The following is a 10665-nucleotide window of genomic DNA, read 5'->3' as shown; positions in this document are numbered from 1 at the left end:
CAAACGACAGGCCCTAGACGCGGGGGAACCGGGCCTGGAGTGTCCAGACGGCCGGATTGTCCGCCAGGTCCTCGTGCATGTCGGTCAGGTCGGCGATCAGGTCGTGCAGGAAGTCCCGGGCCTCCCGGCGCAGTTCGGCGTGGGAGAAGGACAGCGGGGGTTCGCTGACCGGCAGCCACTCCGCCTCGATGTCGACCCAGCCGAACCGGCGTTCGAACAGCAGTCGGTCGCTGGACTCGGTGAAGTCCAGCTCCGCCCGCTGCGGCCGGGCCGCCCGGGAGCCCGCAGGGTCCCGGTCGATCCGCTCCGCGATGTCGCACAGCGCCCAGGCGAAGTCCAGCACCGGCACCCATCCCCAGGCTGTGGAGATCTCCCGGTCGGCCTTGGTGTCGGCGAGGTACACGTCCCCGCTGAACAGGTCGTGCCGCAGCGCGCGCACATCCGCCCGCCGGTAGTCGGTCTGCGGCGGGTCGGGGAAGCGGTGGGAGAGGGCGTAGCCGATGTCGAGCACGCCCTGATGGTGTCACGGCGCTGCTGGTGACACGGCACGCCGCATCGCCGGTCACGGCCGGTCCGGCTTGCCGTCCCCGTGCAGCCACTCCTCCCAGACCTCCGTGAAGTCCTCGTCCGGCAGCCGTCGCTCCACGTACGCCGTGAAGTCGCCGGTGTCCGCGTTGCCGTGCCGGTGCTCCGCCGCCCAGCCGCGCAGCAGGGCGCGGAAGGCGGTGTCGCCGGCCCGCTGCCGGATCTTGTGCAGGACCATCGCGCCGCGCTGGTAGACGGGGGCGCCGGAGATCCGCGCCGCGTCCGGCGGATCGGCGGGCGGGAACGCCCAGATCGCGGCATTGGCCTCCGTACCGGCGAAGTAGCGCCCGGCGTACAGCGCGTCGAAGGTCTCCTGTGCCGTGTCACCGCCGTGGTCCTCCTGCCACAGCCACTCCGCGTACGTCGCGAAGCCCTCGTTGAGCCACATGTCCCGCCAGGTCTTCGGGGTGACGGAGTCGCCGTACCACTGGTGGGCGAGTTCGTGGACGAGCAGGACGATGCCCGGGGCACCGGGGAAGACGGGCCGGTTCTGGGTCTCCAGGGCGTACGTGACGTCGGACGGGCGGTCGACGATCGCGCCGGCGGAGGAGAACGGGTACGGGCCGAAGAGGTCGCCGGCCCAGTCCAGGACCTCGGGAATCCGCTCGAGCACGTCCTCGCTCGCCGCCGCCTGCGTCGGGTCGACGGCCGTGAACACCGGCAGCCCGTCCGCGGTGCGGGAACGGTCGACGCGCCACTCGCCGACGGCCACGGTGGCCAGGTAGCTCGCCATCGGCTCGCTGGTCCGCCAGGTGGAGGTGGTCCGCCCGTCCGCGGTCCGCTCGCCGGCCGGTTCGCCGTTGGAGACGGCGCGCAGCCCCTCGGGCACGGTCACCGCGATGTCGTAGGCCGCCTTGTCGGAGGGGTGGTGGTTGCCCGGGAACCACGCCATCGACCCCACGGGCTGGCCCAGCGCCAGCGCGCCGTCGGCGGTGCGCAGCCAGCCCTCCTTCGAACCGTCGGGATCGGTGATCGTCTCCGGCTCGCCGTCGTAGCGCACGGTCACCCGGAAGGTGTCGCCGTCGTCCAGTTCCTCCGGCGGCCGGACGGTCAGCTCCTGCCCGGCGCGCTGGAAGCGGGCGTCCCGGCCGTCGACCTCGACCGTGCCGACCCGCAGCCCGTCGAGGTCGAGGTTGAACGCCGACAGGTCCGCGGTCGCCCGCGCGGTGACCGTCGCGGTACCGGTGAGGTGGTGGTCGTCGGGGTCGTAGGCGAGGTCGAGGCCGTAGTGGGTGACGTCGTAGCCGCCGTTGCCCGCCTTGGGGAAGTACGGGTCGCGCACACCGCTGCCGCCGGGCCTGCCGTGCACCCCGCCGCACGCGGTGAGCGCGGTGAGGGAGAGGACGGCGGCCACGACGAGCGGGCGGGGGCAAGGTGTGCGCACGTCGTGAGCCTATGGGGAGCAGGTGGGGGGACGGCCTGCGGGAATCGGCCGGTCAGGGGGTGGCCGCGGGCTTGGTGTGGAGCACTTCGCGGCCCTGCTCGGCGGCGCGGGTGATGCTCTCGCCGACGAAGTCGAGGAAGCGGGCGATGTTCTCCAGGCGGACGGCGGCCGGGGTGCCGGGGCCCAGGACGCCGACGCCCTGCCGTGAGACCTCGATGACCTGGACGAGGGACCGGGCGCTGGCGATCATCGCCTGGTACCAGATGTCGTCGTCCACGACATAACGGTCCCGGCGCCGCTCGTCCTTCTCCCGGCGCACCAGACCCTGGCCCTCCAGGAACGCGATCGCCTTGGAGACGGACGCCGGGCTGACGCCGAGCCGCTGGGCCAGCTCGGCCGCGGTGAGACTGCCGGTGTCGGTCATGTACAGGGCGGCCTGCACCCGCGCCATCATCTTGGGCGTGCCCGCCTGCATGAGGACGGTGGTGAACATCTCCTCGTACGCGCGCACCGCCTCGCCGTCGCGCCCGTGCGGCTGCGGCACCGCCTCCGTCCCCCGGGGCGCGGCCCGCCGGCGCCGCTGGGTGCGGTGCTCGGTGGCGCGGTGGGCCAGGTCGGCGCGGTAGCCGGCCGGGCCGCCGTTGCGCATCACCTCGCGGGTGACGGTCGAGGTCGGCCGGTCCAGACGCCGGGCGATCTCGGCGTAGGCGAGGCCGTCGGCCAGCCCCAGCGCGATCTGCTGGCGTTCCTGCTGAGTGAGCCTGCCTCCCGGCATCGGGCGTCTCCTTCGTGGTCCGTGGTGCGCCCCACCATAGCTTCAGCTTCACCTCATTGCAACGAAGAGAAGGAGCTGCCGTTGCGTTACTCACCCCTTCGTTGCAATGAAATGGCTGCTCTGACCAGCGTAAACAATGAATACGTGCAACGAGTATGTTGCGCAATCTATGAACGCAACGTAGCTTTTCCAATGTCGGAAACAAGGAACGCACCGAAGGAGAACACCATGCAGACGTTCGCCACCCCCGCCCCGGTCTCCGCCGTCCTGGACATCCCCGCGGGCCGCGTCCGCTTCATCGCCGCCGACCGCGCCGACACCACGGTCGAGGTCCTCCCGGCGGACGCCTCGAAGGGCCGCGACGTGAAGGCGGCCGAGGAGACCACGGTCGAGTACGGCGACGGCGTCCTGCGCATCGCGGCCGCCCCGGCGACGAACCGCGCCTTCGGCCCCTCCGGCGCCGTCGAGGTGACCGTCCAGCTGCCCGCCGGCTCCCACGTCGAGGCGACGGCCGCCGCCTCCGAGTTCCGGGGCGTCGGACGGCTCGGCGACGTCACCATCGAGGGCGCGCGGGGCCCGGTCAAGCTGGACGAGACCGCGAGCGCCCGCCTCACCGTCCTCGACGGCGACGTCACCGTCGGCCGCCTCGGCGGTCCCGCCGAGATCAGCACCCAGCGGGGCGACCTGCGCGTCACCGAGGCCGTACGCGGCACGGTCACGCTGCGCACCGAGTCCGGCGGGATCGAGGTCGGCGCCGCCCGCGGCGTCTCCGCCTCCCTGGACGCCGGCACCGGCCACGGCCGTATCCACAACGCGCTCCAGAACACCGACGGCGCCGCCGCCGGCCTGACCATCCACGCCACCACCGGTCACGGCGACATCACCGCTCGCAGCCTGTGACCCGACCTGCTCTGGGGGACCACTCATGACCAGCTTGGCCATCGCGGCGAACGGGCTGCGCAAGTCCTACGGCGACAAGACCGTCCTCGACGGTGTCGACCTCGCCGTCCCGGAAGGCACGGTCTTCTCCCTGCTCGGCGCGAACGGCGCCGGCAAGACCACCGCCGTCAAGATCCTCTCCACCCTGATCGGCGCCGACGCCGGAGAGCTGCGGATCGGCGGGCACGACCCGGCCGCCGACCCGCGGGCGGTACGCGCCGCGATCGGCGTCACCGGCCAGTTCTCCGCCGTGGACGGACTGATCACCGGCGAGGAGAACATGCTCCTGATGGCCGACCTGCACCACCTGCCCAAGGGGGAGGGCCGGCGGGTGGCCGCGGAACTCCTGGCCCGCTTCGACCTCACCGACGCGGCGAAGAAGCCCGCCTCCACCTACTCCGGCGGCATGAAGCGCCGCCTGGACATCGCCATGACCCTGGTCGGCAGCCCGCGGATCATCTTCCTCGACGAACCGACCACCGGCCTCGACCCCCGCTCCCGCCACACCATGTGGCAGATCATCCGCGAGCTGGTCACGGGCGGTGTGACCGTCTTCCTCACCACGCAGTACCTGGAGGAGGCCGACCAGCTCGCCGACCGCATCGCCGTGCTGAACGACGGCAGGATCGCCGCCGAGGGCACCGCGGACGAACTGAAGCGGCTCGTCCCCGGCGGCCACGTACGGCTCCGCTTCACCGACCCGGTGGCGTACGCGAGGGCCGCCGACGCCCTGCCCGGCACCGCCCGGGACGACCAGGCCCTCGCCCTGCACCTGCCCAGCGACGGCGGCCAGCGCGACCTGCGCGCCGTCCTCGACCGCCTGGACTCGGCCGGCGTCGCGGCCGACGAGCTGACCGTGCACACCCCCGACCTCGACGACGTGTTCTTCGCCCTGACCAGCGGCCCCGCCACCCACACCGAGGAGACCGTCCGATGAGCACCCCCCTGGCCCTCGCCGTGCGCGACTCGTCCACGATGCTGCGCCGCAACCTCCTGCACGCCCGCCGCTATCCCTCCCTCACCCTCAACCTCCTGCTCACCCCGATCATGCTGCTCCTGCTCTTCGTCTACGTCTTCGGCGACGTGATGAGCGCGGGCATCGGCGGCGGGGAGGCGGACCGCTCCGCCTACATCGCCTACCTGGTCCCCGGCCTGCTGCTGATGACCATCGGCTCCACCACGATCGGCACCGCGGTCTCCGTCTCCAACGACATGACCGAGGGCATCATCGCCCGCTTCCGCACGATGGCCATCCACCGCGGGTCGGTCCTGGTCGGGCACGTCGTCGGCAGCGTGCTCCAGTCGGTGGCCGGCGTGGTCCTGGTCGGCGCGGTCGCCGTGGCCATCGGCTTCCGCTCCACGGACGCCACCGCCCTGGAGTGGCTGGCGGCCTTCGGACTCCTCGTCCTCTTCGCCCTGGCCCTCACCTGGATCGCCGTCGGCATGGGCCTGGTCAGCCCCAACGCCGAGGCGGCGAGCAACAACGCCATGCCCCTGATCCTCCTGCCCCTCCTCTCCAGCGCCTTCGTCCCGCTGGACTCGATGCCGGGCTGGTTCCGCCCGGTCGCCGAGTACCAGCCCTTCACCCCGGCCATCGAGACCCTGCGCGGCCTCCTCCTCGGCACGGAGATCGGCCCCAACGGCTGGCTCGCCCTCGCCTGGTGCGTCGGCCTGGCGGTCCTCGGCTACTTCTGGTCGGCCGCGAAGTTCAACACCGACCCGAGGTGACACCCCCGGCCCCCGGCGGCCCCACCCGACGCAGACCCCCCGAGCACCAGCCGGGGGGTCTCGCCGTAGCCACCGCCGCGCACCACCGCGAGCCGCCCGGTGTCGGCCCTGAAAGCCGTGAGCAGTTGTACGCATAACTGTTCACGGTTTTCAGGGGGTGGGTTCGGTCGGTGTCGGGACTCAGGGCTGGCCGGGAGCCGCCTCGACCCAGCGGTGATAGGCGTCCATGTCGACATTGCCGCCGCACACTACGGTGACCACGTGCCGGCCGGCGAAGCGGGCGCGGTCTTCGAGGATCGCCGCGACACCGAGCGCGGCCGACGGTTCGACGACGAGGCCGGCGTGGTCGAGGAGCATCCGCATACCGGCGATGATCGACGCCTCCCGGACCAGGACGGCGTCGTCGGCGACCAGGAGCAGGTCGTCCAGCACGGCCGGGACGGGACGCCGGCCGGCGACGCCGTCGGCGATCGTGTCGGTCGAGTCGGTGGTGACGACGCGCCGCCCGCGCCAGGAGAGCGTCATCGCCGGGGCGCCCAGCGGCTGGACGCAGATCACCTCGGCCCCGGGCGCCAGTGCCTTCACCACATGCCCCACGCCGGTGGCCAGTGCCCCGCCCCCGAGAGCGACGAGTACGGCGTCGAACGCGACCCCCGAGTCGACCAGTTCCAGCCCGATGGTCGCCGCGCCCTCACAGGTCTCGATGTCCAGACTGTCCTCCAGCAGCCGGACCCCCGCGCCGCGCGCGATGGCCGCCGCCCGCTCACGCGCCACCTCGTGGTCACCGTCCACGAGCTCCAGCCTGGCGCCCAGCGCGCGGATGCGGTCGAGCTTGGCCGCGGTCGCGAAGCGCGACGCCACGACGGTGACGTCGAGCCCCCGGACGCGACCGGACCAGGCGAGGGCCTGACCGAGATTGCCCGCACTGGCGCACACCACGGCGCGCGGCCCCTCGTCGGCGAGCCGGCTCGCGACCAGCTCGGTGCCACGGCCCTTGAAACTGCGGACCGGGTTGGCCGTTTCGAGTTTGATGCTCACCGCGCACCCGAGACCGGCCCCCAACGCCTCGCAGCGGTACAGCGGAGTGTCGAGAAAGACCGGGTCGATCACCCGGCGAGCCGCCCGGATCCGCGCAGTGTCGAGACGCGTCTCCCGCATGGCACAGCAGCGTAGACCCGGCGTCAACGGGGTGCCCGTGAGTAACCCACATCAGGGACCTCTGTTCAGGTCACCCTTCGGCGTACCTCTGAGGCGTACTGCCCCGGCCCGGACATGCGACGCGCCCGGTAAACGCGACTTTTCAGACAAAAACAAGAACACGCCCCACGTTCGTTCGATTGCTGAATCGTTCCTTCACGGGAGCGTCTCCGTGGAGCGATTCCCGACGAAAAGGAGCCGGCGAAATGGCCGAATGGAAGCAGATCGGCGGTGCGCTCGTCCGGATCTCGGCCGGGTCCAGGACCAATGTCTGGGGTGTCAACGCGGGCGGGAACATCTACCGCTACACCAACAACGACGCCAGTCCGTGGGTGCAGATTCCCGGCGGACTGGCGGACATCGGGGCGGCTGCGGACGGCACGGTCTGGGGCGTCAACTCCGCCGGCAACATCTACCGCTACACGGGAGACCAGGAAAGCGGCCACTGGAAGCAGATCAGCGGCGCGCTCGTGCGGATCTCGGCCGGGTCCAGGACCAACGTGTGGGGTGTCAACGCGGGCGGGAACATCTACCGCTACACCGGCAACGACGCCAACCCGTGGGTGCAGATTCCCGGGGCGCTGACGGACATCGGGGCGGGTGCGGACGGCACCGTTTGGGGTGTCAACTCCGCCGGCAACATCTACCGCTACACCGGCGACCAGGAGAGCGGCCACTGGAAGCAGATCGGCGGCGCGCTCAAAGCGATTTCGGCAGGCTCCCGCACCTCGGTCTGGGGGGTGAACGCGGGCGGGAACATCTACCGCTACACCAACAACGACGCCAGTCCGTGGGTGCAGATTCCCGGCGGACTGGCGGACATCGGGGCGGCTGCGGACGGCACGGTCTGGGGCGTCAACTCCGCCGGCAACATCTACCGCTACACCGGCGACCTGCCCGGCTGACCCACACCCTGGTCGGCAACCCGTCGCCGGATCCCAGGCCGGTCACGCCCTCAGGCGTGACCGGCCCGCCTTGTTCCTGGCGGAAACAGGGTGCGGACGAATGCTCAGCGGTTCGACTTCGCCGCGTGTGACAGGAAGTCCGCCCACGCGGAAGGCGGGAAGGTGAGGTGCGGCCCCGGGAGGGCCTTGGAGTCGCGGACCAGGATCACGGTCGGGGTGGCGGCTATCTCGACACAGTTCGAGCCGTCGCCGCTGTACGTTGACTTCTGCCAGGCATGGGTTCGCATGGTTGATTCCTTCATACGTCCTGAATGCGGTGGTGGATGAAGTCGCGTGTCCGGGCGGGGTCAAAGGAGCAGGACTCCATGCGGTCCAGCACAGCGCGGTACTTGATCAACTGGGCGTCCGCGTCAAGGAATTCGCACGCCCCGTGATGTGAGTCCAACTGGACCGTGTCGAGCTGTGCGACAGAACCCTCGATGTAGTCGAAGGACTGACCAGAGGTTGGGAAGTTGTCCGCACCGAAGGGGATCACCCGGACTGTGACATGGGGAAGTTCGCTCATGTCGAGCAGATGCTTGAGCTGGCCACGAGCGACGGCCGGGCCGCCAAAGGCCATGCGAAGTGCTGCTTCATGGACGATCGCAGTGTAGTGAGGCGGGTTCGCCCGGTGCAGGATGCCTTGCCGTTTCATGCGATGAGTGAGGCGGTGCTCGATCTCGTACTGACGCATCGGTGGGACCACCGCGCGAAAAAGGGCACGGGCGTGATCTGTCGTCTGGAGAAGTGCCGGGATGTGAATCAGGAGTGCTACTCGGAAACCGTGGGCGTGGTGCTCCAGCTCAGCTAGATCGACCAGGGCGACCGGTACGTGGTCGCGATACTCCTCCCACCAACCACGTGTGCGTCGGCCTGTCATCGCCGTGAGGGCGTCGATCAGCTCCTCGTCGTTGCAGTCGTAGGCGTGCGCCATGGATCGGAGCCAGTCGGCGCTGATGGGTGTGCGGCCGGTTTCGATCATGCTGACGCGCGCCTGGTTGACGCCGAGAAGTCCGGCGGCAGCGGTTGCGGTGAGCCCGGCGCGGTCCCGGAGTTTGCGCAGCTCTGTGCCCAGCCTTCGCTGTCGGAGCGTGGGGCTGTTGGTGGGCGGCACGGCGTTTCCTCCCTGGCGGCGTCGCGGCGTCGCGGTCCCTCACACGAGTGAGACATGGATGCTTTCAGTGGATTTAGTTAGAAGGATCTAACCATCTGCCCTACGGTCTGAGTACCGCTCAACGCCCCGCCCCGCAAATCGGAAGCGCACCTCCCCAGGCACTGCCACCGGCAAGCGCGCGGCCATTGGGCGAGCCGTACCCCCCTTCACTCCGGAGACCTCCATGCGCACCGTATCCCCGCCCGACACCTGGGCGTACGCCCTCCGCCTGCCGCATGACCCCAGAGCCGCACGCGTCGCACGTATGACCGTGCGGGCCGCGCTGAGCGGCCACGGACGGCATGAACTCGTCGACGACGTCGAACTGTTGGCGTCCGAGCTGGTCACCAACGCCTACCGGCACGCCGGAGGACCCTGCTCCCTGCGGCTCACCGCCCTCCGCGACGGGCGGCTGAGGGTCGGCGTCTGGGACGGCCACCCGCACATCCCCGCGCCCTTCACCGACACGGCAGCCGACGCGGCAGCGAACGGGAGGCGCACCGTGCCGCCCGATGCACCCGGCGGACGCGGACTGCACCTCGTACGGGAGTACGCCGAGACATGGGGTGCCTGGTCGCTCGGGGACGTGCTGCCCGGCAGGCCCGGCACCGGGAAGCTGCTGTGGTTCGAGGTGGGCGCCCCGAACCGGGCGTGACACAGCCCTCGGCCCCGCCGAGCCGTGGCTCAACGGGGCCGAGGGCGGAAAGGACGGGCGGCGTCAGACGTTCACGCCGAAGTCCTGGGCGATGCCCACGAGGCCCGAGGCGTAGCCCTGGCCGACCGCGCGGAACTTCCACTCCGCACCGTTGCGGTACAGCTCGCCGAAGACCATGGCGGTCTCGGTCGCCGCGTCCTCCGACAGGTCGTAGCGGGCGATCTCCGCGCCGCCGGCCTGGTTGACGATGCGGATGTAGGCGTTGCGGACCTGGCCGAAGTTCTGCGAGCGGTTCTCCGCGTCGTAGATCGAGACCGGGAAGACGATCTTGTCGATGTCGGCCGGCAGGGCGGCCAGGTTGACGTTGATCGCCTCGTCGTCGCCCGCGCCCTCGCCCGTGCGGTTGTCGCCGGTGTGGACGATGGACTGGTCCGGCGTCTGCTTGTTGTTGAAGAAGACGAAGTGGGCGTCCGAGTAGACCTTGCCCTGGGTGTTGACCGCGATCGCGGAGGCGTCCAGGTCGAAGTCGGTGCCGGTGGTGGTACGGACGTCCCAGCCGAGGCCCACGGTGACGGCGGTCAGGCCCGGAGCCTCCTTGGTGAGCGAGACGTTGCCACCCTTGGACAGGCTTACAGCCATTGTTGGGAGTCCCTTCCCTCGTGTGCGTACGGCAAGAAAGTTACAGCTACCCCCAAGAACGACGAGGGGGGTACGCAAGGTTCCAGCTCGCTTTACTTTCTTTACTCGGATAATCGGGTGACGCGGACCCCGCGGGGGCGGGACCATGGACCGCATGTCCCCGATGTCCGGCCCGCATGTCGTCCGAGGCTCCGTCTCCCTCCCGGAGGCCGAGCTGATCTGGCGTTTCTCGCGGTCGTCCGGGCCCGGCGGGCAGCACGTCAACACCACCGACACCCAGGTCGAGCTGCGGTTCGACCTCGCCCGCACCCAGGCGCTGCCCGAGGTGTGGAAGCAGCGGGCGCTGGAGCGGCTGGCCGGGCGGCTGACCGACGGCGTCGTCACCGTCCGCGCCTCCGAGCACCGCTCCCAGTGGCGCAACCGCGAGGCCGCCGCCGTACGCCTCGCGGCCCTGCTGGCCGAGGCGACCGCGCCGCCGCCCAGGCCCCGCCGCCCGACCCGCGTCCCGCGCGGCATCAACGAGCGCCGGCTGCGGGAGAAGAAGCAGCGCGCCCAGACCAAGCGGGGGCGCTCCGGGAAGGGCTGGGACTAGGGCCTGTCGTTTGGATCACGCCGCAGACGCGGGGTCTGGCACGCGCATCTGCGGCGTTGTCGTCACTCGCCGAC

13 protein-coding genes are annotated in these 10665 nt (G+C 70.7%); 6 read left to right on the top strand and 7 right to left on the bottom strand.

Annotation, left to right across the window (positions count from 1 at the left end):
- Positions 1-13: 13 nt before the first annotated feature.
- The 3 genes from J7I94_RS35675 to J7I94_RS35665 are packed head-to-tail and all read right to left on the bottom strand — an operon-like array spanning position 14 to position 2744.
- Complete coding sequence (locus J7I94_RS35675) at positions 14-511, bottom strand: hypothetical protein (RefSeq protein ID WP_215174167.1); 498 nt, start codon at positions 509-511, stop codon at positions 14-16.
- Between the two features lie 51 nt (positions 512-562).
- Positions 563-1969 carry a M1 family metallopeptidase gene (locus J7I94_RS35670; protein ID WP_215174165.1) on the bottom strand — a complete coding sequence of 469 codons (1407 nt, stop codon included), beginning with the start codon at positions 1967-1969 and terminating at the stop codon, positions 563-565.
- Between the two features lie 52 nt (positions 1970-2021).
- Positions 2022-2744 (bottom strand): helix-turn-helix domain-containing protein, encoded by a 723-nt coding sequence (locus J7I94_RS35665; RefSeq protein WP_215174163.1) that lies wholly within the window; start codon positions 2742-2744, stop codon positions 2022-2024.
- Positions 2745-2972: 228 nt separating this feature from the next.
- Between J7I94_RS35665 and J7I94_RS35660 the strand changes: the two genes are divergently transcribed.
- The 3 genes from J7I94_RS35660 to J7I94_RS35650 are packed head-to-tail and all read left to right on the top strand — an operon-like array spanning position 2973 to position 5411.
- Complete coding sequence (locus J7I94_RS35660) at positions 2973-3644, top strand: DUF4097 family beta strand repeat-containing protein (RefSeq protein WP_215174161.1); 672 nt, start codon at positions 2973-2975, stop codon at positions 3642-3644.
- Positions 3645-3669: 25 nt separating this feature from the next.
- Positions 3670-4620, top strand: coding sequence for an ATP-binding cassette domain-containing protein (locus J7I94_RS35655; protein WP_215174159.1), 951 nt, complete (start codon positions 3670-3672; stop codon positions 4618-4620).
- On the top strand, positions 4617-5411 hold the full coding sequence (locus J7I94_RS35650) for an ABC transporter permease (protein ID WP_215174157.1): 795 nt from the start codon (positions 4617-4619) through the stop codon (positions 5409-5411). Before J7I94_RS35655 ends, J7I94_RS35650 begins: the two co-directional genes overlap by 4 nt.
- A 180-nt stretch (positions 5412-5591) precedes the next feature.
- On the opposite strand, the gene J7I94_RS35645 is transcribed toward J7I94_RS35650, so the two are convergent.
- Positions 5592-6569 carry a threonine/serine dehydratase gene (locus tag J7I94_RS35645; protein WP_215174155.1) on the bottom strand — a complete coding sequence of 326 codons (978 nt, stop codon included), beginning with the start codon at positions 6567-6569 and terminating at the stop codon, positions 5592-5594.
- Positions 6570-6814: 245 nt separating this feature from the next.
- Here J7I94_RS35645 and J7I94_RS35640 point away from each other — a divergent pair, with 245 nt between their 5' ends.
- Entirely contained in the window at positions 6815-7513 is a 699-nt protein-coding gene (locus J7I94_RS35640) for a tectonin domain-containing protein (protein ID WP_215174154.1), read from the top strand.
- A 104-nt stretch (positions 7514-7617) separates the two neighbouring features.
- On the opposite strand, the gene J7I94_RS35635 is transcribed toward J7I94_RS35640, so the two are convergent.
- Complete coding sequence (locus J7I94_RS35635; protein ID WP_215174152.1) at positions 7618-7800, bottom strand: DUF397 domain-containing protein; 183 nt, start codon at positions 7798-7800, stop codon at positions 7618-7620.
- Positions 7801-7811: 11 nt separating this feature from the next.
- A complete protein-coding gene (locus J7I94_RS35630; protein WP_215174150.1) occupies positions 7812-8666 on the bottom strand; it encodes a DUF5753 domain-containing protein in 855 nt (284 codons plus the stop codon).
- A gap of 223 nt (positions 8667-8889) precedes the next feature.
- Between J7I94_RS35630 and J7I94_RS35625 the strand changes: the two genes are divergently transcribed.
- On the top strand, positions 8890-9360 hold the full coding sequence (locus J7I94_RS35625; RefSeq protein ID WP_215174148.1) for an ATP-binding protein: 471 nt from the start codon (positions 8890-8892) through the stop codon (positions 9358-9360).
- Positions 9361-9423: 63 nt separating this feature from the next.
- Here the strand turns inward: J7I94_RS35625 and J7I94_RS35620 are convergent, their stop codons facing one another.
- Entirely contained in the window at positions 9424-9999 is a 576-nt protein-coding gene (locus J7I94_RS35620) for a TerD family protein (protein ID WP_215174146.1), read from the bottom strand.
- Between the two features lie 154 nt (positions 10000-10153).
- Between J7I94_RS35620 and arfB the strand changes: the two genes are divergently transcribed.
- Entirely contained in the window at positions 10154-10591 is a 438-nt protein-coding gene (gene arfB, locus J7I94_RS35615) for an alternative ribosome rescue aminoacyl-tRNA hydrolase ArfB (protein WP_215174144.1), read from the top strand.
- Positions 10592-10665: the final 74 nt, after the last annotated feature.

Source organism: Streptomyces sp. ISL-12 (assembly GCF_018614415.1).
GTDB lineage: Bacteria > Actinomycetota > Actinomycetes > Streptomycetales > Streptomycetaceae > Streptomyces.
Note: the sequence above shows the minus strand (reverse complement) of the source record. Positions and strands in the feature narration are given on the sequence as shown.

Bases quoted from the DNA above. Each gene is read 5' to 3' on its own strand.
- J7I94_RS35655 (WP_215174159.1), top strand. From the start codon at position 3,670: ATGACCAGCTTGGCCATCGCGGCGAACGGGCTGCGCAAGTCCTACGGC.
- J7I94_RS35665 (WP_215174163.1), bottom strand. From the start codon at position 2,744: ATGCCGGGAGGCAGGCTCACTCAGCAGGAACGCCAGCAGATCGCGCTG.
- J7I94_RS35650 (WP_215174157.1), top strand. From the start codon at position 4,617: ATGAGCACCCCCCTGGCCCTCGCCGTGCGCGACTCGTCCACGATGCTG.
- J7I94_RS35635 (WP_215174152.1), bottom strand. From the start codon at position 7,800: ATGCGAACCCATGCCTGGCAGAAGTCAACGTACAGCGGCGACGGCTCG.
- J7I94_RS35625 (WP_215174148.1), top strand. From the start codon at position 8,890: ATGCGCACCGTATCCCCGCCCGACACCTGGGCGTACGCCCTCCGCCTG.
- J7I94_RS35640 (WP_215174154.1), top strand. From the start codon at position 6,815: ATGGCCGAATGGAAGCAGATCGGCGGTGCGCTCGTCCGGATCTCGGCC.
- J7I94_RS35660 (WP_215174161.1), top strand. From the start codon at position 2,973: ATGCAGACGTTCGCCACCCCCGCCCCGGTCTCCGCCGTCCTGGACATC.
- J7I94_RS35645 (WP_215174155.1), bottom strand. From the start codon at position 6,569: ATGCGGGAGACGCGTCTCGACACTGCGCGGATCCGGGCGGCTCGCCGG.
- J7I94_RS35620 (WP_215174146.1), bottom strand. From the start codon at position 9,999: ATGGCTGTAAGCCTGTCCAAGGGTGGCAACGTCTCGCTCACCAAGGAG.
- arfB (WP_215174144.1), top strand. From the start codon at position 10,154: ATGTCCCCGATGTCCGGCCCGCATGTCGTCCGAGGCTCCGTCTCCCTC.